The following is a 26,417-nucleotide window of genomic DNA, read 5'->3' as shown; positions in this document are numbered from 1 at the left end:
GCCGGATACAGGGAGACTTGTAAGTCCGGTTCGGAGGCGAGTACTCGGAAACCTACCATAGAAATATGACAAGGCGCTGGGTGCTTAGCCTACTGCTACACGACCGAAGAGAGCGAGAAGGTGGAAGTGGAACAACTGGCGAAACAGCTGGACGGCAATATCGAACTGGCTATCCGAAGGCTTGCGGAAAAGAAACGGAATCAAAGCAATGAAATACCGTAAATGCCTATGGAGTATGAAACCTTGTTTCCGCTCTACTGGATATGCGGGGAGTGGAAAAGCAACCGCAAGTCGCCGCCCGTTACCGTATTCCGAGACGGTGGCGCATACAAGATTGCCCTGACCTACCACCTTGATGCGGTGGTGGTAGGCACGATCCACCAAAGTGGCGGCATCATCTGGGCAGACCTGCTGTGGAGGGTGCAGCTTGCTTATGACCGGGAAGAAGACCGGCTGGTGCTGGCTACCGAAGGGATCTATGTACGTGCGGATGACTCATAGGGAAAATGGAGAACCCCGGTTCTCCCGTAAATGACAGTAACAACTATCCGATTTATTCAACATTAAAATTTTAAAAGACATGAAACGAATTATGGCTGTCTGCCTGGCCGGGCTTCTTTGCCCGATTATGGCAGTAAAGGCACAATGGGTGACGTTCGATCCCTCGAACTTTGCACAAAGCATCGTGAATACAACCCGCAATGTGGTGCAGACCACGACGACGGCAGAAAATATGGTGAAGAATTTTCAGGAAACAGTCAAGATCTACGAACAGGGGAAGCGTTATTACGACGCATTGAAAGCGGTCAACAATCTGGTTAAGGATGCCCGCAAGGTACAGCAAACCGTTCTTCTGGTCGGTGAAATATCGGACATCTATGTAAACTCTTTCCAGAAAATGCTGACGGACGAGAACTATACGCCGGACGAGCTTTCGGCAATCGCTTCCGGATATGCGAAGATGCTGGAAGAGAGCAGCGGTATGCTGAACGAGATGAAGACGGTCGTAACCTCCACCAGCCTTTCCATGACGGATAAGGAGCGCATGGATGTGATCGACCGTGTGTACCGTGACGTAAGAAACCAACGCAATCTGGTCAGGTATTACACGAACCGGAACATCGGCATCTCTTACCTGCGTGCAAAAAAGAAGAACGATACCCGAAGGGTGCTGGACTTGTACGGAACGGACAATCAAAAATACTGGTGACATGACGGGCGAGGAAACTTTCAGCAACCTTCACGAAGTGTTGCGCAACCTTTATGACGAAATGATGCCGCTCTGTTCGGACATCACGGGTGTGGCTACCGGAGTGGCCGCACTGGGTGCACTGTTCTATGTGGCCTCACGGGTGTGGCAGGCTCTTTCGAGAGCCGAGCCGATTGACATTTACCCGCTCTTCAGACCTTTTTGTCTGGGTGCGTGCATCATGTTCTTCCCCACATTCGTTCTGGGAACTCTCAACGGCATCATGAGTCCTGTGGTTACCGGCTGCCACGATATAATGGAAGGCCAGACGCTGAACATACGGGAGTATTCCGAGAAGCGGCAGAAGCTGGAATACGAGGCGATGACAAGGAATCCGGAAACGGCGTATCTGGTCGACAACGAGGAATATGAACGCCAGATCGAGGATCTGGGATGGTCGCCTTCGGACTTGAAAGCGATGGCGGGCATGGCGGCGGAACGCTTCAAATACCAGGCCAGGCAGGGCGTAAACAATTTTCTCCGCAGCTTTCTGGAACTGCTATTCCAGTCGGTTTCGCTGGTACTGGACACGCTGAGAACCTTCTTCCTGATCGTATTGAGCATTCTGGGGCCCCTGTCGTTCGCCATATCGGTGTACGACGGCTTCCACAATACGATGATCCAATGGATTTGCCAGTATATCAGCATCTATCTGTGGCTGCCCATATCCGACCTGTTCAGTTCCGTGCTGGCAAGGATTCAGGTACTGATGATCGAAAAGGACATCGCCGCACTGAGCGATCCCGCCTATGTGCCCGACGTGAACAATTCCGCTTACATCATCTTCATGCTGATAGCCATTGTGGGGTATTTCACCATTCCGACAGTATCCACATGGGTGATTCAGGCATCGGGAGCCGGCAACTACGGCAAGCAGGTCAACTCGTGGTCATTGAAGGGCGGACGTGCGGCTGCCGCTGTTTCCGGTGCAGCCGTCGGCCATGTAGCCGGCAAGTTAAGAGGCAGATAACCCAATATAAAATCTTAGAAACATATGGAATTTAAGAGTTTGAAGAATATAGAAACGAGCTTCCGGCAAATCCGCACGATGGGTATCGTGTTCGTTTCGCTCTGTGCTCTGGTTACCGGCTATGCTCTCTGGAGTTCCTACCGGTTCGCCGAACGGCAGAGGGAGAAAATCTATGTGCTGGACAATGGGAAGTCCCTGATACTTGCTCTTTCCCAAGACCTTTCGCAGAACAGGCCGGTGGAGGCGAAAGAACATATCCGGCGTTTTCACGAGCTGTTTTTCACCTTGTCGCCCGACAAGGCGGCTATCGAGTCGAATATCCGCAGGGCGTTGTTCCTGTGCGACGAGAGTGCGTTCCGCTACTACAAGGACTGGGAGGAAAAGGGGTATTACAACCGTATAATCTCGGCCAATATCAACCAGAGCATTCGGGTGGACAGCGTGGCGTGCGACTTCAACAGCTACCCGTATGTGGTAACGACCTACGCACGGCAGTCGCTGGTCAGGTCAAGCAACATCACGGAACGGAGCCTTGTAACCCGTTGCCGGCTGTTGAACTCGGTCAGGTCGGACAATAACCCGCACGGCTTCACGATGGAGCAGTTCAATATCGTGGAGAACCGGGATTTGAGAACCATTGAACGATAACTTAAAAAAGACAGGAAATGAACCGATTGAAAAAATGGATCAGGTACGTGCCTGACAGGATAGACGACGGACTCCGCTATCTGTGCGGACGGATGTCGCCCGATGTACGGCTCGTCTGCGTGGTGGTCATGCTCACCGGCTTCGGCTGTCTGTCGATATACATGACGGTATCTTCGATATACCGCATCGGCAGGCATGAGGGGGAGCAGTTGCAAATGGAGCATATCAGGCGGATGGAGCTGTACAGGCGGATAAACAAGGATAGTATAAACATTAAAAACCAGGTGGATTATGGAGAACCTAAAAAATCAGGAGCGGCAACCGGCGAACGCTGCAACGCCTGAAAAGGCGGAAGAGAAAGGGCAAACGCCGAAACAGGGGAAGAAAGAGGCCAGACCTCTGACTCCGGAAGAGATGCTCAAGCGGAAGAAGATGCTCGTGTATCCGTTGTTCTTTCTCGTGTTTCTGGGAGCGATGTGGCTGATATTCGCTCCTTCGGACAGCGACGAGCCATTAAGGGAGGGATTCAACGTGGATGTTCCGATGCCGGAGGACAAGGGGCTGCTGTCGGATAAAAAGACCGCCTACGAACAAAGTGCCTTTGAAAAGAAACAAAAGGAGAAAATGAACACGCTTCAGGATCTGGCGGTATCACTGGAACAGGAAGAGCCGGCAGCGGACGAAGTATTCCTGACGGAAGAGGACACGGACAACGGCAGTCCGTCTATCCGTTCCTCGGCCAATGCCTATCAGGACATCAACCGGCAGTTGGACAGTTTTTATGAAACACGGCCTGCGGAAGATGACCAGAAAACACTGGAACTGGAATGGCGCATTCAGGAGCTGGAGCGTCAGGCGGAGGAAGAGCGCAAGGCCAGAGAAAACAGCGAGGAGCAACTGCGGCTGATGGAGAAGTCCTACGAGATGGCGGCAAGGTACATGCCGGGCGGCGGTGAAACCAAACAGGTCGCCGTGTCCTCCTCTACGGGTAAAACGCCGGTCTGCCCGGTTACGCAGGTAACGGAACGGGTGGTCAGCCTGCTGGCCGCACCCCTGTCCGATGAAGAGTTTGCCAGACAGTACGGCAAGCCCAGAAACATGGGTTTCCACACGGTAGGGACAGTCCGGAGCCGTACGGAAAGGAACGGTATCCGTGCCTGCGTGTACAGGACGGTAACGGTTTCGGGAAGCGACGGTCAGGAAGTGGATCTGCGCCTGCTGGAGCCGGTGCAGGCCGGGAAGTTGTACATACCCGCCAACACGATACTGACCGGCACGGCGAAAATCAGCGGTGAGCGCATGGAAATCACCGTTTCTTCGATTGCCTTTCAGGGAACAATCCTGCCGGTGGAGCTGGACGCTTATGACACGAGGGGCATGAAGGGCATTGAGGTCAGGGGATCGCAGGAGCTTACCGCCGTCAAGGAGATGGCGGCCAACATGGGCTCGGCAATGGGAAGCAGCATCAATATCTCCACCAATGCCGGCGCACAGTTGGCTGCGGACTTGGGCAAAGGGGTGATACAGGGCGCATCGCAATACCTTTCCACAAAGTTCAGGACTGCCAAGGCGACTTTGAAGGCGGATTACGAGCTACTGCTCGTGTCAAGACAATAAACGGTTAAAATCAATTTATCAATCAAGAAAAAACAACAAGCATGAAAAAAGTAATTTTAATGATGGCTTTTGCCATTGGTATGACCGGTGCGTATGCACAAAAGACCGTGAAAGTGGAAAAGACGGGAAATGACACGGAAGAAACGGCGGATTCCGGAGAAACGGAAACCATGCCGCTGCCGGATAAGGAGGACGCAAGGCGCAGTCCGTCCACCGGTGATCTGTTTGACGGGCTGACACGCCCGGTGGCATTCGACCGGATGGTTCCTCCATACGCTTTGGAGGTGACATTCAATAAAACGGTACACCTTATCTTCCCGGCTGCTATCAAGTATGTGGATCTGGGATCGGCGGACATTCTTGCCGGTAAAGCGGACGGCTCGGAGAACGTGCTTCGGGTGAAAGCAGCGTTGAGGGACTTCTCCCGTGAAACGAATCTGGCGGTGATCACGGATGACGGCAGCTATTATACATTCAATGTGAAGTATGCGGACGAGCCGACCAAGCTGAATATCGAGATGAAAGACTTCATCCATGATGGCGAGGCGGTGAACCGGCCGAACAACTCTCAGGAAATCTACCTTACGGAACTCGGCAGCGAGTCCCCGCTGCTGGTACGGCTGATCATGAAGTCCGTCTATGACAACAACAAACGTCTGGTGAAGCATATCGGCTGCAAGCGCTTCGGCATCCAGTATATCCTGAAGGGGATTTATACGCACAACGGTCTGCTTTATTTCCATACGGAACTGAAAAACGCTTCCAACGTGCCGTTCTCCGTTGATTTCGTTACTTTTAAGGTGGTGGACAAAAAGGTTGCAAAACGTACCGCCATTCAGGAACAGGTTATCGTGCCGCTTCGTGCCTTCAACTATGTAACGGCGGTTGATGGAAAAAGCAAGGAACGGACGGTATTTACCCTGCCCAAATTCACCCTTCCGGATGACAAGCAGCTGGTTGTCGAGATGAACGAGCAGAACGGGGGAAGGCATCAGCGGTTTATTCTGACCAACGCCGAGCTGATCCGTGCCAGAGTCATTAACGAACTGAAGGTGAAATAGTATGAAAAGGGTATCTGTTATTATATGTATGTTTTTGTGCTTTGTCCTGACGGACAAGGCACATGCCCAACGTTGCCTGCCCGGTACAAAAGGGCTGCGTATTACCGCCGGTATGACGGACGGTTTTCACACTGCGGACAAACGTAACGAGCTGGGTTACCATTTCGGACTGGGAACGGACAGATATGTGAACGGCTGCCATAAGTGGGTATTCGGGGGCGAGTATCTCCAGAAGTATTATCCATACAAGGACATACGTGTCCCGGTTTCCCAATTCACTGCGGAAGGCGGCTATTATTATAATTTCCTTTCGGATGCCAACAAGGTGTTTCTCTGCTATGCCGGCGGTTCGGTGCTGGCAGGATATGAAACCGTGAATTGGGGCACAAGTACGTTGTTCGACGGCTCACGCCTGTGTGCCGGGGATGCGTTTGTCTATGGCGGTGCGGTATCGCTGGAGATAGAAACCTACCTTGCCAACCAGGTGGTATTGCTGTTCCATGCCCGTGAGCGTTGCCTCTGGGGAAATGACAGCGGACACTTTCATTTCCAGTTCGGGGTGGGCGTCAAATTCATAATTGATTAGGGCATGGTTCTTTTGGAATTATTTTCGGGTATTGGCGGCTTTAGTAAAGGATTGCAGGCTGCCGGATACTCGTTTGAGAAAGTATATTTCTCGGAGATAGAAAAAAATGCAATCGCCAACTTCAAATACAATTTTCCTTATGCGGAACATATCGGATCGGTTACAGAAATCGGAACAGCGGAAATCGGACATCCCGACATCATCACTTTCGGAAGCCCTTGCCAGAATTTTAGTTCAGTCGGCGACGGCAGCGGGCTGCGTGGAGAGGCAAGTTCCCTTGTCAGGTATGCTGTCGAAGCCGTCGGGAGATTCAGACCTGACGTTTTTATCTGGGAGAATGTTAAGGGAGTCTTCTTCGCAAAGCATCGATCAGATTTTTGGAGCATTATCAAAGCGTTTGCCGACATTGGCGGTTATCGACTTGAATGGCAACTGTTTAATACGGCATGGTTTCTACCCCAGAACAGAGAGAGAATCTACCTTGTCGGACGTGTTGCAGACCGGTGTACCGGAGATGTATTTCCTTTCCCGGCGCCGGGTGGATGGAATCATCCGTGCAGGAAAGACACGGTTCATTCCCATACCTGCGGAACGATAACACGTAACTATTACAAACAGCCCAATTTCGGCAATTATCTGATAAACCTGCAACCGGGGGAAACTTTTGACGGACAGCCGAACGAAGAACAGAAATCCCGAATCCGTATGCTGACGGAAGTGGAGTGCGAACGCTTGCAAGGCTTTCCCGATGATTTTACCAGATACGGAATTATCAACGGGGAAGTGAGGGAAATCTCACGAGCCAACCGGTATGCGATGCTCGGCAATGCCGTGAGCGTACCGGTGGTACGTGCCGTAGCGGAACGTATCAGAAATAGTACTGTTTTAAACGATTAAATTTTTAATGTGTATGAAAAAGATGATAGAAACATTGTTTGTTGTTACATTCATGCTTGTCGGTGTGATATGTGTAACCGCCTGTTCTGACAAATTGGACGTTCAGCAGGTGTATGAGTTTGATCTGGCGACCTTGCCGGTGCAGACGACAATCGTAAAGGGCGAGGAAGCGGAAATCCGTTGTCAGCTTGTAAGAAACGGCGAGTATCAGGACACCAAATACTTCATCAGGTACTTCCAACCGACAGGCAAAGGGGAACTTCGCATGGAGGACGGTACGGTTTTGTTGCCAAACGACCTGTATCCGTTACCGGAAGAAACGTTCAGACTCTATTACAAATCACTTGACACAGACCAGCAGAAAATAGATATTTACATTCTTGATTCCTTCGGTCAGGTTGTACAAAAGTCTTTTGCCTTTAATAATGAAGAAGATGAAAAGGAGGATACCGAATGATTTATGCCGGATATACCCCGAAAAAAAGCAGCGACGAGCAGTATACTCCGGCTTATGCGGTGGCTCCTATAATCAAATATATACCCGGAAATAAAATAGTCTGGTGTCCGTTTGATACAGAGCATAGTGAGTACGTGCTTGCGCTGAAAGCCGCCGGTATCAGAGTGGTTCACTCCCATATCCTTACCGGTGAGGATTTCTTCGTTTACGAGCCGGAAGAGTGGGATCTGATTGTTTCCAATCCTCCGTTCAGTATCAAACAGAAGGTTGTGGAACGCTGCCTTGCACTCGGCAAGCCGTTTGCGTTACTGCTTTCCAATCTTTGGTTGAACAGCAGTGCACCGGTTCACTTGTTCCGAGAAAAGGAGATGCAGATGTTGTTGTTCGACAAACGTATCCAGTTTACGGAAAAGAACGCTGCCTATTTCGGATCAAGTTACTTTTGTTGGAAAGTCCTCCCAAGACAGATTGTGTTTGAGAATCTGAACCGTTCCAAATATGAAGAGAGCCGGATGGCTGATGACATGAGGAAATTGATAAAACCTTTAATGAACGGGCATGGATAGGAAACAGGAAGATGCGGATATAAAATCAGTACAGGAAAATCCCGGATATTTTCGGGATCTTCCTCCGGAACGTAAAACTGAGAATGTATGCTGGCACGCTGTCAATGCCGACAGTGCCAATGTGCGTCATGTACCGGAAGAAATGTTCTCCTACGAGATTGTCGGTATGGCTCTGACAAACAAACCCGATTCCATACATGATATGCCTTGTGGTGTACTGAAGTGCTTTTTGCCGTTGATTCTGGAAGATGACCGGTATCTCCGGGAGGCACTGCCGAAAGACGACATACCTTTGGAGGTATATGAGGAGATGGTCAGACGGAACGGAAAGGCTCTGGAATATGTGCCTGAAGGCATGAGAACACCGGAAATCTGCCGTACCGCATTATCAAAAGTAAAGCACGAACCGGCTGCGCTGCTGCCTTATGTTCCTTATCCCGACATTTGTCTGGAGATTATGAAATTGCTTGAAGGGAAATGGAGATGTTCGGATTTGATGCGTTCTGTCCGGTGGAACATTATAGATGACCGGATGGCGGAATATGCTGTAAGCAGGGACGGCTATGCAATTTCGTCTGTGCCGGTACACCTGCAGACGGAAAAAATGGTCTGTCAGGCTGCCGCCGATACCTATAATTCGGCATTGCAGTTGAAAAGCATAAGGTATGATTTAAAGACTGAAAAAGCATATCTTGCGGGAATGGACAAAAATGTACCGGAAAGTTTTCTGAACATCCCACCCGATAAAAGAAGTGCAGAAATCTGCCTTCAAGCGGAAAATTGGTATCCGGAACTATTGAAAAAGCAACCGGAACTGATTCCCGATATTGTCAGAAACAGCTGTAACATATATTCTCTCAATCACAAAATGGAACAATGCACGGGCACAAAGTTCTCTGTCGGGCAGATAAAAAAACTGTATGACGGGAAGACTTTGCCTGTTAAGGAAATTTGGACTCCGAAGGGGGTAATGAAAGATGTGACGGTTTCCTTTGACAAAAGGCTGAAAGAGTTCAACTTTTCACCGGTCAGACAAATCAAAAGAAAAGGAATAAAACTATGACATGTGAACTCTCCTTGCAGACAACCGGCAAGGAGAGTTCTTTGGTGCAAATGGTTAATAACTCTCTCAACCTTATTATATATTATTATATCTTGTTTTTCAGATATTTATTGTTCTGTCATATACTTTCTTTGTTTTTGAATCAACCATTCGTCACGTTTCTGTCTGCACTCTTCCAATGTGGGCTTCACACAGGAAAAAAGTTCGTTGTCTGCCGTGTCCCTGTAATCATAATGGTAAAACGTGCGCCTTTTCCGTCCTACGGTCATTTGGAATTTTTCATATTTCTCACCCGCCTTGCAGGTTGAAACTCCGTTCTCGTTCATTTTTGTTGCCATAACTTATGATTTTATAGTTTGTGAATATTAAAACAGGCTTAACTGTCGGGGCTGTGTGTATTTCCGCTTGAGTTCCAACAGTTTTTCTTTCAGACTGCAGATAACCTTCGGGTTGTAATTGCTTCCGTCGGAAACAGACCAACATTCCGCTTTGTTGTATTGTCGTTCCAACAGACGGATGCCTTGCCGGACAGCTTCCTTATAATCTCTGACAGGCTCATCCCAAACGGACGGGTGGCTGCCGCCTCCGGCTGTGCCGGTACACCAGTCGATGGATACCGCATACGTCCCGTCAACGGATTGCCCGATATGGATCGTGTTGGAAGTATCCAATTTGATTTCTTCAACTATCGGTAACATACCATTAATCCAACCGTGTTCGTTGAACCGCTTGCCGACATAGCCGAAAATCAGCCCTCTTTCATACGTGCGTACATTGAGTATGATATGTCGTACACTCTTGCCGAAACTTTCGAAATAGGCGATTTGTTCCGTGTCATTGCGGCGTAGTGCCAACAAGTAACGGAGGACTGTGCTGCGTTCCACCCTGCAAGGACTGTATTCTACAATCTCCTGCAATTTCTCTTCTCGTGTCATTTGGAATATTGGCTTTATGTCATTTATGTATTAGAGGATTAAAATGTCGCAATGAATAACCGGCTTTGGATGAACTGCACGCTTCCTTTGGAAATGCGCTGGTTGCACCAGAAAAGGTGTGAGCCATAGCCGTAGGTGAAAAATTCATCCAGTTCGGTCGTTTCCCGAAGTTTGTCAATGGATTGGCGGAGTTCCTCTTCCGTCCGGCAAAAGAGAAGGGTATTTACCAGTCGGATAAGGAGTGCAGGGATTTTCTCATCCCATGCACAAATTACGGTTTCAAATGTTACATTCATATTTTCCTGATTTATTCATTAGACAGTCATCTTTAAAATCTCTCTCCAGTATATCGGCTCTACCTCACTGAGAAGAAAGTCGATAAAATCTTTTCTCGCCTCTTTACACAATTCCCGGTAAAGTTCTCCAAAAGTGGTGATGTTGCCGTTCAGGTAGGTTTCCACCATATACTCGAAAATGTTGTTTACCTCGTAATATCTGCACTGTTGTGCGACAATCCTGCTATATCGTTTCATAAGGCTTTATTTATAAAGGTTTATAATGTTTCTGTTCATCATCCGTGCTTTTCCTACGGTATAATAAGTACCGCCATAGGGATGCTTGTCCCAATAGGCCAGGACGATTTCGGAGTTGTCAATCAGGTAGTCGTTCCTGTGATGGAAGCACCCTTTGCAGTAATCTTCCCTGAGAATGACCGTTTCATCGGCAGTTTTCATTATCCGGTCGTATAAGGACTTGTTCTCCGGGCGGTATCTGTCTGACTGCCGGCGGAACGGCACAACGGCAATGAGCCGAATATCCGTGTATTCCATTTTGAGGTCGGCTACCGCTTGGGCTGCAAGCAAATCAAAGCCTTCCGCCATTCCGCTTAGAAAGTAACAATAGCCCAGACTATACAACCTTCTCACTTGCGAAACTATATCCAGATAAAGATACAGCATACGGACTTGGAGGATACGCTCTGAACGGTGTCCGGTGAACGCTACTGATTTTGTAATATCCATTGTCATAACTGTGTGTATTAAAGTATTAATAACCAAATGATAATCCCGACTACGACAGCAAAGGAAAGAATGGAAACCAGACAACCCCATGCGAAGCGGATCATGTCCGTTATCAGTTCTTTTACGAGCCACAGACCGATAAACCACGCCAAAAGACTGCCACCGTACAGACTCCAACAGAAGCCTGAAAGAATGAGCCGAACCGACCAGCCAAACAATTTATGCAGAGGCAGATTGAGTCTGTTCTTATTTCCGTTATGTATTTCTCTTGCTGTTTTCATAATCACGACATTTTTTTTATGCATTGACGAGTTGAGCTGACTTATTTCATGTGCGTCAAAAGGTAGGGTTCAGGAAAAACAAGGTTTTTGGAAAAAATACCTCGTGCCATTTATGGCGCAGGGAAGATTTTTTTCAAAACCGGAACGGCTTGACCTTGTTTTTCCGTTAAGAACCCGAAGTACCTTTGCACTTGAATAAGTTAGTTTAATTCGTTCCTTTGTTTTAAATGTGGAGTGATGGCTACTGAAAACAGTGAGAGAAATACCCCGAAGGAAGTTAGCCTTAAACTTTGCTTAGAATCGTTGTGTTATAAATCCTTTATGCATAAAGCGGTGATTAATACGAAAAAATTTCTACCTTTGTGTTAGCGATGCAAATAGCATCGTGTGATGTGTTCGTTTACCAACGTTCGGAAATCGCCAATTTCAAAAGTGTGAAGGTAAATGAACCGGGTAGGTTATACTTTGACGTAACCTGTCGGTTCACTTTACACTGGGTGTTTGGCGATACCTCGAACGTAGTATCCGGCAGCGTTACGTCAATTTAATATAATAACCTTATTGTTATGGATTTACAATCGACTCCCCTGAAAGGAATAGTCCGGTCTTCAGAAGATGGGCTTTTCTATCTGTTTCCCATTCAGAGTTTATCTACATTGCAAGAGATGAAAGGGCATTTGACCTGTGCGATAGATGTCTTGAGTAATCCGGATGAAAATGATACGGAAAAGCGTTTGGACGCAGTTCGGACATTGAACAGCCTTGTTGCTGCGTTGAGCGTTAATGACGGCGATTACTATGATGCGATAGATATTGCCTTTGAGGAAATCAGAGAGTAAAAATATATAGATAATAATAAAAGCTTTCCTATTTCAAAAACGGAAAAAAGAAAGGTGTTGTACCGGGCAATGTAGGATTCATCACGCTTGCTTGTACAACACTTTTCTACGATTTTGTATGGATGAAAGATCGCTCCGGTTTCGGAGAAATGGGAACGTTCTTTCTACCGATAATGATGTGGCTTTTATTCCGCTATCGGGGTTGAGGATTAGAATGGAAGAACTTCATCCGTTCCGTTATTCATCTGTTCCTGTTCATGCTCTTTACGCCGTTTTTCTTTTTCCTTCTTTTTTTCTTTATCCTTTATTTCCTGTTCTTTAAGTATTTGTTTCAGGGGCTTGACTATATCAGGACGTTCCTTTTTGAAACGTTTATAGAAGATCTCTTCTATAAATTCCGGTAAGGGGGCTTTCCACGACTCTTACCGGTGGTTGTCTATCTTGCCGAGTTTGTCGGGGTTGAGTCCGAGTTCACGTGCCATTTGTACATGGGTATCCGATAGCCGATGTTTCTTTTGGGCGACTATCCATTTTTCGATCTGGGATTTCTTGATTGCCATATTACTATAGATATTTTATTGACAATATAATCAGCGACAAACATCTATGATATAAATAATCATAATAGTTAGGATCGATAATTTCTATCTTTCCGATTTCATGATGTCGTATTCTAAATCTATTTCCTATGTTTGTTAATTCTTGAAACTCTTGATTGAATATCTCTTCATAGTCTACATTGTTATGGCTGATATTACTTATAATCTTTATACAAGATTTTTTCTTATCCAAAGTTGGAGAGTAATATGTTTTTAATCGTTCAAAAGCATCCCATATTTTTTCTACTGCTATATTCTTTTGATTTTTATCAAAATAAGATTGAGATTCTTGCAATAACTCTTTTAGTCCTATCTCATGTATGCTACTGATAATTTTTCCGTCTAATTTTAAATCATACGAACTTACAATGCCTTCTTCTTTGCTTAAATAGAATGGTATTTCATTAAGTGATAATATTGTATTTATTTCAGAGATAAATTTATCTTCATAGTGATGACTAAATGATTCTATAATATCAAAGACCTTAAAAGGTGAGTTCTTGCAAACAAAATCTTTCATGTTAGCCGTTGGAATATATTCTCCTTGATCATTGTAGCATTTCAGTTCATAAAATTGCCTAAGTTCAGAAAAGACACAATCTCCTACAGTCGTATTATAATTCCAACCCGTTTCATCGGTTTCCTGATAAGTGAAATTATATTTGTTTAGAACTTGAAAAATTTGTTCCCTTGCTTTTAATTTGATTGATAAAGATATTTTCTTCTGTAATATGTCTTTTTTATGTCTTTCGGAAAAGGGTACAAATATTGGGGATTGTTTATCTGTATAAATTCGCCAGTTATAAATATCTCTATTTGAAATCTGTTGATAAGAATAAAGTTCGTAGCCGTCATTACATAACAATTCATTCAATTTCTTAAGAAAGGAGAACCAATCTTTTTCTTCATTTCTTACTATGGGGTGGAATATTTCGCATAAAAAACGTAGGAAATCTTCATCATTCCCATTTTTTAAAGGAAATCTGTCATCATCAAATATCCAACAAAAAGGATAATCGTCATTATTGACTGTATGTTGCCAAATATCTCCCTCTGCATTCATAAATCGAGGATCAGAGCTTGGCATTTGCTCTAATGGATATAACCGCTTAAGAAATTCCAGTTCACTTAAACGTCCATAGTAAGGGTATATAATCTTCTGTGTATCCCAAAGAATATCAATATTTAATCCTTTAGAGAACAAATCAAATATATCACGTTTTGTTATTCCTGTTATATTGTTCATATATAAATTTTATTTTACTGTTTTACCTAAAAACAAACCGGTAACGGATTTTGCGCCGAGTTGTATCAGTTTGCGTTTCATTTGCGTGAAATTCTCGCCGGAAGAGATAATGTCATCTATTAAAAATACGTCCCGGCCTTTAAAATAATCGGGATGAAAGATCAAGTTGGATAACTTGTCTTGTCCGTGAGTTCCTTTCATCTGCTCACGGTCTTCTTTTATCCATGTGGCACGAAAACCGTCCACAACTTTAAGCCGATGTGAGAGAAGGCTGCAAAAACGGGCAAAACGGGCGATGTTCCGTTCACGGGTTGCCGCCGGTATGGGGATCAGCACGGCGTTGGCGGCTTTCTCTTTGAAGAACGGCATCCGGGCGATACAAAGAGAGAAGATCTTGGCGACAAGGGCTGCTTGTCGGCCTTCCTTAAATCTAAATACCAGATTACTCGTCTTTCTGTCGAATACCGATATGTCCTTGCATCTGGTCGGGTAATAATCGTGAATATAGAAACACAGTGCTCCGTCGATACGCATCTTGCCTTTGAAGTGAGTATTGTACGGGAAGAACCGGCGCACGAAATCGCTCTCGAAAGTAAAGCGGAGTATGTCACGCCAAAGGATGAGCGTGGTTTCATCCTGTACACGATAGAGTTCTCCGTTGATGCTTTCTTTATCCGACAAACCAATGCCGATTATCAGGCGGTCATTAAAAGCGTCTTTTGATACAATATACCAATCAAAGGATTGGCAGATACCCACGATGTCACAATCATTGGAACAAAGGAAGTAGAAGGTATTGTCGGGTTTCTGGATAATCAGAAACTCGCCGGACATTTCGGAAAGGTGGAAATAGTTGCCGACATGGGCTTCCTCTACTTCGCTGAAAGATATGGATATGGTGAGGTTTTCTATCATGACACTGTTATTTGGTGTAAAGATAGGATTTTCAGGAGAAAAAAAAGCCTTGCCTGTCGGATTTTCGGGCAAGGCTCGCTATTTACAGGCTTCTATGCATATCAGTTATAAGAAATGGTTGTCCGGTTGCTGCCGGGATTGAAAACGACAAGAACTTCGGGCTTTTTCTCTTGCAGGCGTTTGTACTCGCACAGGGAGTTGAGTACCCATTCACGGAACAGTTTCGTGCAATAGGTGTTGATGCGGAAACTGAGAAATATGATCGCTTCCAGATTATAATAGGTAACGATGCTTTTGTCCTGCTTCTCGGTTATGGTTACGTCGCCGTCATAAAGCAGGCGGGATTTGAAGATGGAGCGCACATTGGCGTCTATTGTCTGCACGAACACTCCGAACAGACGGGCAAGTTCGTGCTTGGTCATCCATACGTTGCCGTTCTCTATCTTTACACTGACGATGGGTTGTTCATCCTTGTTTTCCAAACCGGTGATGGTGATGTATCCTCTATTTTCCATAAGGCGTTGTTTTTAAATGGTGTGACAATATAATGATTTGTTTATTCATACAGCGTTTTGCGTCGTACCTTTTTGCATACTTTTAAGTTTTCGATCCAGCATATTCATGTCATGGCTCAACTTTCTATCCACCACACGGGCATAAATCTGTGTGGTCTGAATGTTGGTGTGTCCGAGCATCTTGGACACGCTTTCAATGGGAACGCCTTTGGTAAGGCAGATTTCCGTCGCAAACGAATGCCGGGCAAGATGGTAGGTGATCCGCTTGTTGATCTGGCAAATAGCGGCTATCTCCGCCAAATATTCATTCATCTTCTGGTTACTGATTACCGGAAGCAGTTTTCCGTTTTTCAACTTGCCCTCATATTTGGCGAGAATATCCAACGGTATTTGCAGTAGGGGAATGAATGATTCCACTCCGGTTTTACCCCTGTCTTTCATAATCCACTTCTTGCCGTCCACACCGATCTTTATGTCCTCACTTGAAAGCGTATAGATGTCACAGTAAGGCAAACCGGTATAACAGCTGAAGATGAAAGCATCACGCACGTGTTCCAACCGCTTTGACTTGAACTCCTTGTAATAGATCGTGTCGATTTCCTCCTGCGTGAGATACCCTCTGTCGGTCTTGTCAAAATTGAACTTGAAATTCCCGAATGGATCGATAAAGCTCAATCCGCTTTTCTGGGCGAACAACAGTATCGTATGGAAACGTTGTACAAATTTCATGGCGGTGTTGTTGCTTACCTCACATTCCTGACGCAAATAAAGGTAGAAGTTCTCGATGTGGGTAACGGTGATTTCCTTCACGGGAATGTCCGACAACTTGTATTCCTTCTGCAAGAACTCTATCATCCGCTGCTTGGTCAGTTCGTAGCGGGAATAGGTCTTTTGCGTGGCAGTCTTGCCGACCTTCTTTGCATACTGTTCATTGTGCTGGGTGAAGTAGCTGATGAGCGTTTTCTCCTTTTCCTCCAATCCCAGGAATGCGTTCCTGATTTTTTCCGGCAGTGCGTAACCGTCCACGTTCATCATGCGTGTATAGTGCATGGTGATGGCCGAACGTATCTCGTCCAGTGTCTTGTTAAGTGAGGATACCCTGAGGTTTTCTTTCTTGTCCGCACTCTGTTTGTTGATGACGGCTCTTCCCGCTTTCGTGTCCCAATTGTCGGGGTGTATGTCCAGCTTGCTGCTGAATTGCACCTGATCACCGTCCACCGTGATGCGCACCATAATTACTACATGACCGTTTTTCTTCGGTTCGTTCTTCTTTAAATAGAAGAGTGTTTTGAATGTCGATTTCATACCGTAACTCCTTTCTTGTTGCAAAGTTAATTTGTTCATTCCGTAACGGCTATGACTTTCGACTGCCAATATTCGACAAATGAGCGACTTACCTATAAATTCGTTACGGTTTTTATCGTAACGGAAAACCGTAACGAATTAGTAACGATTAATCTTCACAGGGTGGCTTTTTGAGGTCTTTTTTCTGTCGTAGGCGGGTAAGAAAAAAGCTCCTTAAACCACTGGTTTAAAGAGCTTTGTCTTAGTTTGTCGGAGTATTTTCATTTCTCCTAAGTGATCCGCTTGGGGCTCGAACCCAAGACCCCAACATTAAAAGTGTTGTGCTCTACCTGCTGAGCTAGCGAATCAAACCTGTTTTGCAGCCATTTCCTGATTGCGAGTGCAAAGGTAGGCGTTTTGTATGAAACTGCCAAACTTTGCGACGACTTTTTTTGAATAAATTTTTATCTTATTTTGTATGTTTCTGATTATCAGAAGTCTGCTTTGTGATGGGAATTGCTCTTTTTCGAAGCAGCTTCCTGAAATCCGGCAGAAAGGAAGGAAATGTGAAAATGTTAAATCTTTCCTTCTTCTTCCAGAGCCTTGCGGTAACAGCATCTGCACAGCGGTTCGTATTCCTCTTTTTCTCCCAGCAGCACCCGCTTGTCGTTGGCTACGGTGCGGTGCGAGATATACGCCAGATCGCCGCATTTCACACAGATGGCATGCACCTTTGTCACTTCGTCGGCTATGGCACACAGAGCAGGTATCGGACCGAAGGGCACTCCTTTAAAGTCCATGTCCAGTCCGGCTATGATGACTCTCACGCCCCGTTCTGCCAGTTCGTTACATACACTGACCAGTCCTTCGTCGAAAAACTGAGCTTCGTCTATGCCCACCACGTCTATCTCCGAGCTGAACAGCAGGATGCTTGCCGACGAGTCTACCGGGGTCGACGGAATGGAATTGTTGTCGTGCGAAACCACTTCCTGCTCCGAATAGCGTGTATCGATGGCAGGTTTGAATATTTCCACGCGCTGACGGGCAAAGGTGGCGCGTTTCAGGCGGCGGATCAGTTCTTCCGTCTTGCCCGAAAACATGGAACCGCAGACAACTTCTATTCTTCCCCTGCGGCACGTTTCATGCGTATGATCTTCTGAAAAAACAACCATTGGTCTAAAATTTTGTGCAAAAATACAATTTGTGATGCTAATTAGCCTTATCTTCTGTCCGATTTTTCCGCTTTGAAGCATTTTAATATACAACAACTGTTAAATATTGAGTCAGATTAACTAGTGGATTTAAAAACTTTCTATCTTTGCTCAATTAACAATTGAAACATTGTATGGGAAGATTATACGTTGTTCCTACTCCTGTAGGCAATTTGGAGGATATGACCTTTCGCGCGATCCGTATATTAAAGGAAGCCGATCTGGTGCTGGCCGAAGATACACGCACGTCGGGCATTCTGCTCAAGCATTTCGAGATCAAGAATGCCATGCAGTCATATCATAAATTCAATGAGCACAAGGCGGTGGAAGGAATTATCAACCGGCTCAAGGCAGGAGAAACTATCGCACTGGTGTCGGATGCAGGAACGCCGGGTATTTCCGATCCGGGTTTTCTCATCGTACGCGAATGTGTGAAAAACGATATCGAGGTACAGTGTCTTCCGGGAGCGACGGCTTTCGTTCCGGCGCTGGTGGCTTCGGGACTGCCCGACGAACGTTTCTGCTTCGAGGGTTTCCTGCCGCAGAAAAAAGGACGCATGACGCGGCTGAATGCACTGGCGGAAGAAACACGCACGATGATTTTCTACGAGTCGCCTTACCGGCTGGTGAAAACGCTGACGCAGTTTGCCGAGCTGTTCGGACCCGAACGTAAGGTTTCCGTATGCCGCGAAATCTCCAAGATACACGAGGAAAGCGTGAGAGGAACCTTGCAGGAAGTAGTGGCACACTTCACGGCTACCGAGCCCAGAGGGGAGATTGTCATCGTACTGGCGGGTAAAGAGGAATAATGAAGAATAAATTATAAATTCTAAACAGATAGAAACTATGAAGAAAGTTGTTTTATTTTCGTTATGTGCTGCGGCCGTACTTGCTTCTTGCAACAACTCCGGTCAGAATAAAGATGCGTTGAAGCTCCAGAACGACTCACTGATGGTCGAGCTGTCAAACCGTGATGCCGAACTGGATGAAATAATGGGTTCATTCAATGAAATCCAGGAAGGTTTCCGCGAAATCAACGAGGCTGAAAATCGTGTAGACCTTACAGGAGATGCTATCGAAAACAAATCGAGCGCCGACAAGATCAAGGAAGATATCTTGTTTATCAGCGAGAAACTGAAATCGAACCGCGAACAGATTGCCAAACTGGAAAAACAGCTCAAAAACAGCAGCTACCAGTCGGCACAGCTCAAGAAGGCTATCAAGAGCCTGACTGCACAACTGGAAGAAAAACAGCGCCAGATTGAAACTTTGCAGGCTGAACTGGCTTCTAAGAATATCCGTATCGCCGAACTCGATGAGGCTGTTTCCGACCTGAACAAGAACGTTGACCAACTGACTGCCGAAAATGAGGCGAAGGCTCAGACTGTTGCCGCTCAGGACAAGGCTCTCAACACTGCATGGTATGTATTCGGTACCAAGTCTGAACTGAAAGACCAGAAGATTCTGAACCGTGGCGACGTGCTGAAGGATGATGAGTTCAATAAGGACTACTTCACCGAAATCGATATCCGCAAGGACAAGGAAATCAAGCTGTACTCTAAGCGTGCTACCTTGCTGACTACTCACCCTGCCGGTTCTTACGAACTTGCCAAAGACGACAAAGGACAGATTACTCTGAAGATTACCAATCCTAACCAGTTCTGGAGCGTATCTCGCTACCTGGTTATTCAGGTTCGGTAATGTTATATAACTGAATTTAAATTAAATCTGTTATTCATTCTTCCTCGTGGAGATGGATAACAGATTTTTTTTGTTTATCTTGCACCGGTCAACCTACAGTTTTTCAGAAAGGAGATTCGTATATGAAAACATTCCGATATGTTATGGTTTCCGCACTCTTCCTGCTGGCGGCAGGTACGTCGGGTGCACAGACTCGTGAGGAAAAGAAAGAGGCACTCAAGGCTTACGTCGACGAGCAGGTGGAAGCCCGTACTTTCAAGATTGATGCCGACATGGCTTATCCCATGAGCGGACGGAGCATCCCGTTGACTTCTCCTTACGGGCTTCAGATGAAGAAGGATTCCGTGGATGTCTGTCTGCCGTACTTTGGCAGGGCTTATCAGATTCCTTACGGGGGAGGAGAAGGGCTGCGCTTCAAGGCTCCGGTAGAGAATTATTCCAGCGAACTGAAGAAAGACCGTTACCGGATTGAGTTCGAGGCTACTACCAGCGAAGATAATTTCAAGTTCTCGGTCGACGTATACGACGACGGCTCGTCGAATATCTATGTCACCATGCGTAACCGTCAGTCTATCCATTACACGGGCAGTCTGGATGCAACCGGGTTGCAATAGGGAATGCTTATCTTTGCCGGAAAAGACAGCCGAAAAGTAAAAACGTTATGGAAACAACCGAATTTTATGCCGAAAGATTGGAAAAGAAAGGAGTGAAGCCTACCGCCGTGCGCATTCTGGTACTGAAAGCGATGATGGAGGCTTCGTATGCCGTGTCACTCGTCGAGCTGGAAACGCTGCTCGGCACCGTCGACCGCTCTACCATCTTCCGCACGCTGAACCTGTTCCTGGCTCATCATCTGGTGCACGACATCGAGGACGGTAGCGGCTCGCTGAAGTACGAGGTCTGTCCCGACGAGGATACATGCAGCGTCGACGACATGCACACGCACTTTTACTGTGAGGTGTGTCACCGCACGTTCTGCTTCCGCTCCATCCATATCCCTGTCATCGACTTGCCCGAGGGGTTCCGCCTGAACAGCATCAACTACATGGTGAAAGGGGTGTGCCGCGAGTGTGCCGCCCGCATGAAGTGAACGCGCACCCTTCGTCTGTGCTAAAACCGGAAACTGACTCCCGCATAGGGCAGGCAGTTGCTCTTCCAGTGTACGGAATAGAAGTTCAGCACATCTTCTTCGGGCGGATTGCCCAGTACGTTGTACAGCCCGAAACGCAGCGACAGAAGTTTCTCGCCAAACGATTTCCGGTAAGAATAGCCCACGTCTATCCGGTAGTTCATCGGCATGCGGTGCTGCCTGAACTCCGAGGCGGGCAGCGGATCGAAATTCTCGTCCAGGTCGATGACCTTGCCCGAACGCATCATGCCTCCCACGGAGAAGAGCGAACGGGTGTTCAACTGGTACGACAGGGCGGCATTCAACTGGTGCGGTATGTCGTACAGCGAGGGCATCTTGCCGTTGTTCGCCAGCTCGGCAAACCATTCCCGGCTCCGGGCATACGTGTACGACAGTTGCAGCTTCCATCGCTTCCAGTTCTTGTAGAAGTACATCCTTGCTCCGTAGCTGTCGCCTTTGCCCACCATGATATATTCTCCCCATTGTCCGTCTTCCACGAACACTTCCGGACGCAGGGCAACCACATTGCGCCGTGTCTTGTAATAAGCCGATACCTCCAGCATCCCGTCGTTCAGGAAATGCTTCCATCCTGCCTCGTAGTGCTCCGACGAGCGAGGCTTGTAACCGTCGATGCTGGGCATGCGGAAATCGGTAGGCATGTCCCAACTGAACAGCCTCAGGCAGTGATAGAACTGCTCCATCTTCGAGAAATTGAGGTACAGCAGGTCTTCTTCACCCGGAAAATACTTCAGCGACATGCGCGGCTGGATGCTGTAGTACGCCTGATGGTTGCGGGGCAGGTAGCCCACTCCGTGAACGCCTATCTGCACCGACAGGCGGGGAGTGATGCGCACATGATTGTCGTAGAAGAGCGAAACCTGGCTGATGGGCTCGTGTCGTATGTCCGTCTGTCCGTCGAACGAAGCAATATCGTAAACCTCGTGCGAGTACTTGGCTCCCCACTGCGCACGGTAGATATTCTCGAACGTATAGTCGAACTCCGTCGATACGTTGACCGAGCGGATGCCGCTGCGCACATATCCGTCGCCGTCTATGCCCAGCATTTCGTTTCGTGCCCGGTTGGAGTGCGACGAGTAGAACAGCGAGGTGCGGTTGCCCAGCTTCCCCGCCTGCGTATGATACTCCAACTGGTATACCTGATTTTCCCAGCGCAATACCGAAGTGCTTTCGTTCTCATTCAGCAAGGGCAGGTGATAGTCGTCTCTCGCTCCGTACGCCATGACATTGAGTGAGCTTACCGGTGAAAGTGAATACGACAGCTTGGCATTATAGTCGTACGAAGCATGGTTCAGGCGGTTGTCTTCCGAAAACAGCCGGTCGAAGAAATCCAGCCAGCTTCTTCGCACACTCATCATGTACGACAGCTTGTTCTTCACAATGGGTCCCTCCAGCGTAGCCGAGGCTGCCGGCATGTCCAGCGTAAGCGTACCTACATGCTTCTGCTTGTTGCCTTCCTTCAGGTTTACTTCCGTCACCGACGAAAGTCTTCCCTCCAGATGCGTATCGAAGAACCCCTTGTGAAACACCATATTCTTCACCGCATCGCCGTTGAATACCGGCAGCAGCGAGTTGATGTGTCCCGGATGAAACACCGGCACCCCGTCCAGCAGAAACTGGTTCTCGTCGGAACTGCCGCCGTCTACCTGAAAGTTGCTTCCCGCCAGCGATGAAGTCACCCCCGGCAGAATCCATATCTGTGCAAAGAGATCGTTGCCACTGAAGGCAAGCATGTTCGAGGGCGTCAGTTCCCCCAGTTCCTCACTCCGCTTGTCCGACTCCACCGTCACCTCGTCCATCTCGAACGACAACGGTTGCAGTTGTGCGGTGACAAACCGGTCCTTGTCCACTCTGACCTGCCGGCTGTACGGGCTGTACCCCATGTACGAAACCGTGAGCTTGTAGGTACCTTCCGGTGCATACAGCTTAAACACCCCGTTGTTATTGGAAATGCAGTTCCACTGTTTACCCTTGCTGTCTTCCAGCGCTACTACAGCCCCGTAAAGCCGTTCCTTGCTGCCTTCCTCGAACACCGTTCCGCTTACGTAGAAATTCTCTTTCTCTCGGACCTGTATCACCAGCTTGCGCGGCGGTATGAAGTCCGTCTTGAACACATATCCGTCGAGCACCACCTCCAGCAGTTCGGCTACCGTCATCGTTCCCGTTTTCTCCACCTTTCTCACCCTCGACAGATCGATGAGCGACGCATTGTACGACAGCACGATACGCTTCTCCCGCTCTATCCGGTGAAACCACTGAAGCACAGTAGCAGAAGAAGCGTTGACTTGCAACGTTTCTTCTGCTACCGTTTGCGCCGGTCTGGAACCCTGTCCGTATAGTCCGGTCATTCCGCATAAAGCAACAGCCACTGTCAGTATGAGGTACAGTTTCAGTTTACTCATTATACAGTCTGTAGTGTGTCCCTTCTTCCAGCGTTTCGTAACTACATCCGCACAGGAATGCCAGTTCGCGTACGATTTCCGTAGCGTTTTCGCTGTCCATCCGGGTTGTTACCAGATTCTTTTCCAGCCCTTTGTCAAGTTCTATCCGTATTCCTGTTTTCTGTTCAATCTCCTTTACCACTTCCGGTATGGGAGTATTATCAAAAATCATCATTAATTTATCTTGTCCGAAGAGCTGCTGCGGGTTGTCTATTACCCCCACTTTCAGCTTACCTTCTTTCAATTCCACTTTTTCGTTGGCCACAATAACCACGTCATTTTCCCTGTCGCTTACCCGTACCCTTCCGGTTTTGACGAATACGCCACTCTTTTTCACGTCTGTTGCATTTACCAGAAACGATGTTCCCAGTACCTCCACATCCAGCAAGCCGGTTTCCACCCTGAAAGGCATTCCGTGCATTCTCTTCACGCGGAAGAAAGCCTTCCCGGTCAGTCGTGCGATTCTTCCCTTTTCCTTGTCCGAAGGGTTGAATGCCAGCGTTGCTTCAGGATAGAGTATCACCTCCGAGCTGTCGGGCAGCAGCACCTGCTTCAGCCTTGTGCCCACGTTGGCATACTCCTTGAAATCATCCTCCTGGCTGTGCAGGAAATACGTTGTGGCCATAGCCACCACAAACAGCACACAGGCAGCCACCGAAATAACCATGGCAATGTGAGGTCTTACTCCGAGCCAGAAAGACTTGTTTTCCAGTCTGGCTTCCACTTTTCTCCACGCCTGTTCCGCGTCGAAATCCATCTTGTCCGGCATCTTTACAGGTGCCTTCATCAACCTCTGCATGCGTTCAAATTCCTCTGCGTTGGCCGAAATCCATTCATCCAGAACCTTCTGTTGTGTTCCGGTCAGTTCCTCCTTGGCGAAATACCTGGCAAGCAATTCATTTATATCCTCTTTGCAATCCATATTCTACTCACAATAAACGATGATTGATAAAATGATGACCACAACCGTAGCCAGTGTCAGACCATGTTCGGCCACGTACGTCCGCAGCATCTTGATAGCCTTTGTCATCTGGTTTTCGATGGTTTTTTCCGATAGGTTCAGTTTTTCGGCTATTTCGCGATACTTCATTCCCTGAAGTTTAGCCATAAGGAAAATATCCCTGCACTTGGGCGGCAGTATGGCAAGTACCGCTTCCAGTACCTCTTCCGGCGACTTGCCTTCCGGGTCACTGTCGTCATCCGTCATGTGGCTTGCCGGCTGATGATACTCTTCTATCGATACTACATCATCCCTTCGTTTCCTCAGAAACGAGATGCAGCTGTTTTTCACGGCAGTAGTCATGTAGGCAGCAAACTCCTGGTCGGACAGATTGTCCAGCCCCTTGTTCCATACACTGATGAACAGCTCCTGCACGATATCTTCCGCGTCCTCCTTGTCAGAAACATATCCGTAGGCTATGCAGCACAGCCTCGGATAGTGCTCCTGAAATCGGGATTTGAATATTTCCTTTCTGTAGGCTTTCATGTATCGCGTTCGCGTTCTATAGGTTAATTAAAATTTCACACTTACACCGGCTGTCAGGAATCCTTTGTGTCCCAGTCCGGCTTCAACGAAACCACCGATGCGGTCGTTACCTACTCTCAAGCCGATCGGGTTCACCTGGTAAGCGAATGCAGTGTTCAGGTCAGCTTTCTGTGCAGCTTTCTTGCCCATGTCAGTCAGTCCTGTTTCCGAGTGACGTTTCAGGCTGATACCTGCCGAAGCACTACCGTACAGTTCCACCAGTCTGCGCTTGAAGTATGTAAATTCTGCCGTCGGCAACACCAGGAAGTTCAGTTCCTTTTCCTTGATAGACGGAGCCGTTTCGCCTGCCAGTGTCAGCTTGCTGCTTGTCTGCGAGAATCCCAGGTCGGCACCCACCTTGAAGCGGTTCAGCGTGTAGCGGTATCCCAGACCGTATACCATGCTTGCGCTTTCGTTGCTGCGCTTGCTTCCGGTAATCGCGTCACCCAGTCCGATGCCCAGTACGTCCACCGTGCTCTGAGTCAGTCCGTCACTCACCGAAAGGCGGAACTCATGCTTGTTCTCAGAAGGCGTGAAGTTTTTGCTTGATTCCTGAGCCTTAGCCAAATTAACACCAGCGAATAAACACAAAGATAATGCAATAAGTTTAATTTTCATAATGTCTAGTTTTTTAATTGGTTGATACTAATTTTTCGGTTACTTAGCTAAGTGATTTCGACTACATAACGCGGCCCCCCTGAAAAACCCCTATGCCTGAAATGATTTTTTTCAGAAAAAACGATTTTATTCCCTTCCGGACATAAAAAAAACCGACTCTCTGTTCAGAATCTGCTTTTGTAAGTGTCTGTAATACAATGTATTCCTATGACTTATATTCTTCTTTCAAAAAAGATACTTCCGAAGAAAAATTTTTTCTTAAACCCGCGAAAAAAAGTTCATTTACGCATTATTAAAGCTTGAAGATACGCTCCATCAGCTTCCACTTTTCCTGCGAAGTCTGCCCCGGAAGCACCTTCTGGTACTTGGACATATGCTCTTCCCATTCTGCCTGACGGGGCAGAGTAGCCAGCCGTGCATAGTCACGCTCCATATCAAACTCATCCGTCGTATCCATAATCATGAACAGCCGGTTGCCGTAGATATAAATCTGCATATCTACGATGCCTACTTCGCGGATGCCCGCTTTCACTTCCTCCCACACGTGCGCATGTTCTGCCACGTAAGCCTCTATCAGTTCCTTGTCGTCGTAGAGGTCGAGTGTCTGACAATATCTTTTCATAAATGCTGTATATTTACTTCTGAAACAGTATTGCAAAATTAGCATATTTCTCGCAAAAAAATAAGTGATTTAAGTTACTATGCATAAGATATGTTTAGGTAGCATTTGATTTTTTTCATATCTTTGTGCCCCCATTTTTAAGGGGAGGGATAACAGCTTAAATTCCACTTAGAAGAATGGAATAACATAGTAGGAGAACAGAAAGCGCTTATTGTTCTCGGGCGGATAATTTTGACTAACTAAATAGAAATAGACTAACTAAATAGAAATCTATAATAATAAATCAGTAAAAATGACAAAGCTTACCTGAGTTCGGGATAAGTTTAGAATAAGGCCAGTTGTTTTGAGTCCTCAATATAGTATCCTTGCAATGCATCCGGTTTGTTTTCAAAGAAACAATAA

Annotated in this window: 32 protein-coding genes, 1 tRNA gene and 2 pseudogenes; 17 read left to right on the top strand and 18 right to left on the bottom strand. The window is 47.0% G+C overall.

The window, feature by feature from the left end:
* The first annotated feature begins 228 nt into the window (after window positions 1-228).
* From ACZM60_RS10170 to ACZM60_RS10115, 12 genes and pseudogenes are all read left to right on the top strand, one after another.
* A complete protein-coding gene (locus ACZM60_RS10170; protein WP_489521442.1) occupies window positions 229-501 on the top strand; it encodes a DUF3876 domain-containing protein in 273 nt (90 codons plus the stop codon).
* A 79-nt stretch (window positions 502-580) separates the two neighbouring features.
* Complete coding sequence (locus ACZM60_RS10165) at window positions 581-1,210, top strand: DUF4141 domain-containing protein (protein ID WP_005651616.1); 630 nt, start codon at window positions 581-583, stop codon at window positions 1,208-1,210.
* Between the two features lies 1 nt (window position 1,211).
* Window positions 1,212-2,219 carry a conjugative transposon protein TraJ gene (gene traJ / locus ACZM60_RS10160; protein WP_005651614.1) on the top strand — a complete coding sequence of 336 codons (1,008 nt, stop codon included), beginning with the start codon at window positions 1,212-1,214 and terminating at the stop codon, window positions 2,217-2,219.
* Window positions 2,220-2,243: 24 nt separating this feature from the next.
* Window positions 2,244-2,867: a conjugative transposon protein TraK gene (gene traK, locus ACZM60_RS10155; RefSeq protein ID WP_005651612.1), complete on the top strand. Its 624-nt coding sequence runs from the start codon at window positions 2,244-2,246 to the stop codon at window positions 2,865-2,867.
* Window positions 2,868-2,884: 17 nt separating this feature from the next.
* Window positions 2,885-3,211 (top strand): TraL conjugative transposon family protein, encoded by a 327-nt coding sequence (locus ACZM60_RS10150; protein ID WP_489521441.1) that lies wholly within the window; start codon window positions 2,885-2,887, stop codon window positions 3,209-3,211.
* The gene (traM, locus tag ACZM60_RS10145; protein ID WP_489521440.1) at window positions 3,159-4,484 is read left to right on the top strand and encodes a conjugative transposon protein TraM; all 1,326 of its coding nucleotides are present in this window, start codon (window positions 3,159-3,161) and stop codon (window positions 4,482-4,484) included. Before ACZM60_RS10150 ends, traM begins: the two co-directional genes overlap by 53 nt.
* 212 nt (window positions 4,485-4,696) lie before the next feature.
* Window positions 4,697-5,545 (top strand): annotated as a pseudogene (gene traN / locus ACZM60_RS10140) (conjugative transposon protein TraN); the annotation flags it as partial.
* 1 nt (window position 5,546) lies between these two features.
* Entirely contained in the window at window positions 5,547-6,131 is a 585-nt protein-coding gene (locus ACZM60_RS10135) for a conjugal transfer protein TraO (protein ID WP_034535967.1), read from the top strand.
* Between the two features lie 3 nt (window positions 6,132-6,134).
* Entirely contained in the window at window positions 6,135-7,028 is an 894-nt protein-coding gene (locus ACZM60_RS10130; protein ID WP_141981545.1) for a DNA cytosine methyltransferase, read from the top strand.
* Between the two features lie 13 nt (window positions 7,029-7,041).
* The gene (locus ACZM60_RS10125) at window positions 7,042-7,485 is read left to right on the top strand and encodes a DUF3872 domain-containing protein (RefSeq protein ID WP_489521439.1); all 444 of its coding nucleotides are present in this window, start codon (window positions 7,042-7,044) and stop codon (window positions 7,483-7,485) included.
* Entirely contained in the window at window positions 7,482-8,051 is a 570-nt protein-coding gene (locus tag ACZM60_RS10120; RefSeq protein ID WP_176932418.1) for a tRNA (adenine-N(6)-)-methyltransferase, read from the top strand. Before ACZM60_RS10125 ends, ACZM60_RS10120 begins: the two co-directional genes overlap by 4 nt.
* On the top strand, window positions 8,044-9,114 hold the full coding sequence (locus ACZM60_RS10115; RefSeq protein WP_489521438.1) for a hypothetical protein: 1,071 nt from the start codon (window positions 8,044-8,046) through the stop codon (window positions 9,112-9,114). The genes ACZM60_RS10120 and ACZM60_RS10115 overlap by 8 nt, the downstream gene beginning before the upstream one ends.
* Before the next feature lie 107 nt (window positions 9,115-9,221).
* Here ACZM60_RS10115 and ACZM60_RS10110 read toward each other — a convergent pair whose 3' ends face one another.
* From ACZM60_RS10110 to ACZM60_RS10085, 6 genes are read right to left on the bottom strand one after another with little or no spacing between them, the layout of a single operon-like run.
* The gene (locus ACZM60_RS10110; RefSeq protein ID WP_489521437.1) at window positions 9,222-9,452 is read right to left on the bottom strand and encodes a DUF3873 family protein; all 231 of its coding nucleotides are present in this window, start codon (window positions 9,450-9,452) and stop codon (window positions 9,222-9,224) included.
* Between the two features lie 27 nt (window positions 9,453-9,479).
* Window positions 9,480-10,067: a hypothetical protein gene (locus tag ACZM60_RS10105; RefSeq protein WP_489521443.1), complete on the bottom strand. Its 588-nt coding sequence runs from the start codon at window positions 10,065-10,067 to the stop codon at window positions 9,480-9,482.
* A gap of 20 nt (window positions 10,068-10,087) precedes the next feature.
* The gene (locus ACZM60_RS10100; protein ID WP_489521436.1) at window positions 10,088-10,345 is read right to left on the bottom strand and encodes a hypothetical protein; all 258 of its coding nucleotides are present in this window, start codon (window positions 10,343-10,345) and stop codon (window positions 10,088-10,090) included.
* 18 nt (window positions 10,346-10,363) lie between these two features.
* Window positions 10,364-10,582 (bottom strand): hypothetical protein, encoded by a 219-nt coding sequence (locus ACZM60_RS10095; RefSeq protein WP_489521435.1) that lies wholly within the window; start codon window positions 10,580-10,582, stop codon window positions 10,364-10,366.
* Between the two features lie 6 nt (window positions 10,583-10,588).
* The gene (locus ACZM60_RS10090; RefSeq protein ID WP_489521434.1) at window positions 10,589-11,077 is read right to left on the bottom strand and encodes an SLOG family protein; all 489 of its coding nucleotides are present in this window, start codon (window positions 11,075-11,077) and stop codon (window positions 10,589-10,591) included.
* Window positions 11,078-11,088: 11 nt separating this feature from the next.
* Entirely contained in the window at window positions 11,089-11,352 is a 264-nt protein-coding gene (locus ACZM60_RS10085) for a hypothetical protein (protein ID WP_117916522.1), read from the bottom strand.
* Window positions 11,353-11,918: 566 nt separating this feature from the next.
* On the opposite strand from ACZM60_RS10085, the gene ACZM60_RS10080 reads away from it, so the two are divergent.
* Window positions 11,919-12,191, top strand: a complete 273-nt coding sequence (locus ACZM60_RS10080; RefSeq protein ID WP_007754727.1) for a hypothetical protein — start codon at window positions 11,919-11,921, stop codon at window positions 12,189-12,191.
* A 209-nt stretch (window positions 12,192-12,400) separates the two neighbouring features.
* On the opposite strand, the pseudogene ACZM60_RS10075 reads toward ACZM60_RS10080, so the two are convergent.
* The 7 genes and pseudogenes from ACZM60_RS10075 to ACZM60_RS10045 all read right to left on the bottom strand — a co-directional run bounded on the left by ACZM60_RS10075 (window position 12,401) and on the right by ACZM60_RS10045 (window position 17,922).
* Window positions 12,401-12,751: pseudogene (locus ACZM60_RS10075) on the bottom strand (hypothetical protein).
* A gap of 4 nt (window positions 12,752-12,755) precedes the next feature.
* Window positions 12,756-14,036, bottom strand: coding sequence for an AbiJ-related protein (locus ACZM60_RS10070; RefSeq protein ID WP_489521433.1), 1,281 nt, complete (start codon window positions 14,034-14,036; stop codon window positions 12,756-12,758).
* Window positions 14,037-14,045: 9 nt separating this feature from the next.
* Window positions 14,046-14,951, bottom strand: a complete 906-nt coding sequence (locus ACZM60_RS10065; RefSeq protein WP_160217317.1) for a ribonucleotide-diphosphate reductase subunit beta — start codon at window positions 14,949-14,951, stop codon at window positions 14,046-14,048.
* Window positions 14,952-15,052: 101 nt separating this feature from the next.
* Window positions 15,053-15,466 carry a virulence RhuM family protein gene (locus ACZM60_RS10060; protein WP_007754738.1) on the bottom strand — a complete coding sequence of 138 codons (414 nt, stop codon included), beginning with the start codon at window positions 15,464-15,466 and terminating at the stop codon, window positions 15,053-15,055.
* 45 nt (window positions 15,467-15,511) lie between these two features.
* The gene (locus ACZM60_RS10055; RefSeq protein WP_016661971.1) at window positions 15,512-16,771 is read right to left on the bottom strand and encodes a site-specific integrase; all 1,260 of its coding nucleotides are present in this window, start codon (window positions 16,769-16,771) and stop codon (window positions 15,512-15,514) included.
* A gap of 274 nt (window positions 16,772-17,045) precedes the next feature.
* A tRNA-Lys gene (locus ACZM60_RS10050) sits at window positions 17,046-17,118 on the bottom strand.
* 207 nt (window positions 17,119-17,325) lie between these two features.
* Window positions 17,326-17,922 (bottom strand): thymidine kinase, encoded by a 597-nt coding sequence (locus ACZM60_RS10045; protein WP_021970347.1) that lies wholly within the window; start codon window positions 17,920-17,922, stop codon window positions 17,326-17,328.
* 173 nt (window positions 17,923-18,095) lie between these two features.
* Here ACZM60_RS10045 and rsmI point away from each other — a divergent pair, with 173 nt between their 5' ends.
* From rsmI to ACZM60_RS10025, 4 genes are all read left to right on the top strand, one after another.
* Window positions 18,096-18,770 carry a 16S rRNA (cytidine(1402)-2'-O)-methyltransferase gene (gene rsmI / locus ACZM60_RS10040; RefSeq protein WP_021970346.1) on the top strand — a complete coding sequence of 225 codons (675 nt, stop codon included), beginning with the start codon at window positions 18,096-18,098 and terminating at the stop codon, window positions 18,768-18,770.
* A 37-nt stretch (window positions 18,771-18,807) separates the two neighbouring features.
* The gene (locus ACZM60_RS10035) at window positions 18,808-19,662 is read left to right on the top strand and encodes a Cbp1 family collagen-binding glycoprotein adhesin (protein WP_340320267.1); all 855 of its coding nucleotides are present in this window, start codon (window positions 18,808-18,810) and stop codon (window positions 19,660-19,662) included.
* A 122-nt stretch (window positions 19,663-19,784) separates the two neighbouring features.
* Window positions 19,785-20,276: a DUF4251 domain-containing protein gene (locus tag ACZM60_RS10030; RefSeq protein ID WP_340320268.1), complete on the top strand. Its 492-nt coding sequence runs from the start codon at window positions 19,785-19,787 to the stop codon at window positions 20,274-20,276.
* A gap of 47 nt (window positions 20,277-20,323) precedes the next feature.
* Window positions 20,324-20,752 carry a Fur family transcriptional regulator gene (locus ACZM60_RS10025; protein WP_021970343.1) on the top strand — a complete coding sequence of 143 codons (429 nt, stop codon included), beginning with the start codon at window positions 20,324-20,326 and terminating at the stop codon, window positions 20,750-20,752.
* A gap of 20 nt (window positions 20,753-20,772) precedes the next feature.
* On the opposite strand, the gene ACZM60_RS10020 is transcribed toward ACZM60_RS10025, so the two are convergent.
* The 5 genes from ACZM60_RS10020 to ACZM60_RS10000 all read right to left on the bottom strand — a co-directional run bounded on the left by ACZM60_RS10020 (window position 20,773) and on the right by ACZM60_RS10000 (window position 26,015).
* Complete coding sequence (locus tag ACZM60_RS10020; protein ID WP_489521432.1) at window positions 20,773-23,211, bottom strand: TonB-dependent receptor; 2,439 nt, start codon at window positions 23,209-23,211, stop codon at window positions 20,773-20,775.
* Window positions 23,204-24,172, bottom strand: a complete 969-nt coding sequence (locus tag ACZM60_RS10015) for a FecR family protein (protein ID WP_021970341.1) — start codon at window positions 24,170-24,172, stop codon at window positions 23,204-23,206. Before ACZM60_RS10015 ends, ACZM60_RS10020 begins: the two co-directional genes overlap by 8 nt.
* 3 nt (window positions 24,173-24,175) lie before the next feature.
* Window positions 24,176-24,736, bottom strand: a complete 561-nt coding sequence (locus ACZM60_RS10010; protein ID WP_021970340.1) for an RNA polymerase sigma-70 factor — start codon at window positions 24,734-24,736, stop codon at window positions 24,176-24,178.
* A 27-nt stretch (window positions 24,737-24,763) separates the two neighbouring features.
* Window positions 24,764-25,393 (bottom strand): hypothetical protein, encoded by a 630-nt coding sequence (locus ACZM60_RS10005; RefSeq protein WP_021970339.1) that lies wholly within the window; start codon window positions 25,391-25,393, stop codon window positions 24,764-24,766.
* Window positions 25,394-25,685: 292 nt separating this feature from the next.
* Window positions 25,686-26,015 (bottom strand): L-rhamnose mutarotase, encoded by a 330-nt coding sequence (locus tag ACZM60_RS10000; protein WP_022233104.1) that lies wholly within the window; start codon window positions 26,013-26,015, stop codon window positions 25,686-25,688.
* Window positions 26,016-26,417 lie beyond the last annotated feature (402 nt).

The sequence above is a fragment of the Phocaeicola sp. genome, from assembly GCF_057861905.1.
The sequence above is the reverse complement of the archived record's forward strand: the minus strand, read 5'-3'. Positions and strand labels throughout refer to the sequence as shown.

Excerpts from the sequence above, each read along its gene's own strand:
- ACZM60_RS10170 (WP_489521442.1), top strand. The coding sequence starts at position 229 with ATGGAGTATGAAACCTTGTTTCCGCTCTACTGGATATGCGGGGAGTGG.
- ACZM60_RS10165 (WP_005651616.1), top strand. The coding sequence starts at position 581 with ATGAAACGAATTATGGCTGTCTGCCTGGCCGGGCTTCTTTGCCCGATT.
- traJ (WP_005651614.1), top strand. The coding sequence starts at position 1,212 with ATGACGGGCGAGGAAACTTTCAGCAACCTTCACGAAGTGTTGCGCAAC.
- traK (WP_005651612.1), top strand. The coding sequence starts at position 2,244 with ATGGAATTTAAGAGTTTGAAGAATATAGAAACGAGCTTCCGGCAAATC.
- ACZM60_RS10150 (WP_489521441.1), top strand. The coding sequence starts at position 2,885 with ATGAACCGATTGAAAAAATGGATCAGGTACGTGCCTGACAGGATAGAC.
- traM (WP_489521440.1), top strand. The coding sequence starts at position 3,159 with ATGGAGAACCTAAAAAATCAGGAGCGGCAACCGGCGAACGCTGCAACG.
- ACZM60_RS10135 (WP_034535967.1), top strand. The coding sequence starts at position 5,547 with ATGAAAAGGGTATCTGTTATTATATGTATGTTTTTGTGCTTTGTCCTG.
- ACZM60_RS10130 (WP_141981545.1), top strand. The coding sequence starts at position 6,135 with ATGGTTCTTTTGGAATTATTTTCGGGTATTGGCGGCTTTAGTAAAGGA.
- ACZM60_RS10125 (WP_489521439.1), top strand. The coding sequence starts at position 7,042 with ATGAAAAAGATGATAGAAACATTGTTTGTTGTTACATTCATGCTTGTC.
- ACZM60_RS10120 (WP_176932418.1), top strand. The coding sequence starts at position 7,482 with ATGATTTATGCCGGATATACCCCGAAAAAAAGCAGCGACGAGCAGTAT.
- ACZM60_RS10115 (WP_489521438.1), top strand. The coding sequence starts at position 8,044 with ATGGATAGGAAACAGGAAGATGCGGATATAAAATCAGTACAGGAAAAT.
- ACZM60_RS10110 (WP_489521437.1), bottom strand. The coding sequence starts at position 9,452 with ATGGCAACAAAAATGAACGAGAACGGAGTTTCAACCTGCAAGGCGGGT.
- ACZM60_RS10100 (WP_489521436.1), bottom strand. The coding sequence starts at position 10,345 with ATGAATGTAACATTTGAAACCGTAATTTGTGCATGGGATGAGAAAATC.
- ACZM60_RS10095 (WP_489521435.1), bottom strand. The coding sequence starts at position 10,582 with ATGAAACGATATAGCAGGATTGTCGCACAACAGTGCAGATATTACGAG.
- ACZM60_RS10090 (WP_489521434.1), bottom strand. The coding sequence starts at position 11,077 with ATGACAATGGATATTACAAAATCAGTAGCGTTCACCGGACACCGTTCA.
- ACZM60_RS10085 (WP_117916522.1), bottom strand. The coding sequence starts at position 11,352 with ATGAAAACAGCAAGAGAAATACATAACGGAAATAAGAACAGACTCAAT.
- ACZM60_RS10080 (WP_007754727.1), top strand. The coding sequence starts at position 11,919 with ATGGATTTACAATCGACTCCCCTGAAAGGAATAGTCCGGTCTTCAGAA.
- ACZM60_RS10070 (WP_489521433.1), bottom strand. The coding sequence starts at position 14,036 with ATGAACAATATAACAGGAATAACAAAACGTGATATATTTGATTTGTTC.
- ACZM60_RS10065 (WP_160217317.1), bottom strand. The coding sequence starts at position 14,951 with ATGATAGAAAACCTCACCATATCCATATCTTTCAGCGAAGTAGAGGAA.
- ACZM60_RS10060 (WP_007754738.1), bottom strand. The coding sequence starts at position 15,466 with ATGGAAAATAGAGGATACATCACCATCACCGGTTTGGAAAACAAGGAT.
- ACZM60_RS10055 (WP_016661971.1), bottom strand. The coding sequence starts at position 16,771 with ATGAAATCGACATTCAAAACACTCTTCTATTTAAAGAAGAACGAACCG.
- ACZM60_RS10045 (WP_021970347.1), bottom strand. The coding sequence starts at position 17,922 with ATGGTTGTTTTTTCAGAAGATCATACGCATGAAACGTGCCGCAGGGGA.
- rsmI (WP_021970346.1), top strand. The coding sequence starts at position 18,096 with ATGGGAAGATTATACGTTGTTCCTACTCCTGTAGGCAATTTGGAGGAT.
- ACZM60_RS10035 (WP_340320267.1), top strand. The coding sequence starts at position 18,808 with ATGAAGAAAGTTGTTTTATTTTCGTTATGTGCTGCGGCCGTACTTGCT.
- ACZM60_RS10030 (WP_340320268.1), top strand. The coding sequence starts at position 19,785 with ATGAAAACATTCCGATATGTTATGGTTTCCGCACTCTTCCTGCTGGCG.
- ACZM60_RS10025 (WP_021970343.1), top strand. The coding sequence starts at position 20,324 with ATGGAAACAACCGAATTTTATGCCGAAAGATTGGAAAAGAAAGGAGTG.
- ACZM60_RS10020 (WP_489521432.1), bottom strand. The coding sequence starts at position 23,211 with ATGAGTAAACTGAAACTGTACCTCATACTGACAGTGGCTGTTGCTTTA.
- ACZM60_RS10015 (WP_021970341.1), bottom strand. The coding sequence starts at position 24,172 with ATGGATTGCAAAGAGGATATAAATGAATTGCTTGCCAGGTATTTCGCC.
- ACZM60_RS10010 (WP_021970340.1), bottom strand. The coding sequence starts at position 24,736 with ATGAAAGCCTACAGAAAGGAAATATTCAAATCCCGATTTCAGGAGCAC.
- ACZM60_RS10005 (WP_021970339.1), bottom strand. The coding sequence starts at position 25,393 with ATGAAAATTAAACTTATTGCATTATCTTTGTGTTTATTCGCTGGTGTT.
- ACZM60_RS10000 (WP_022233104.1), bottom strand. The coding sequence starts at position 26,015 with ATGAAAAGATATTGTCAGACACTCGACCTCTACGACGACAAGGAACTG.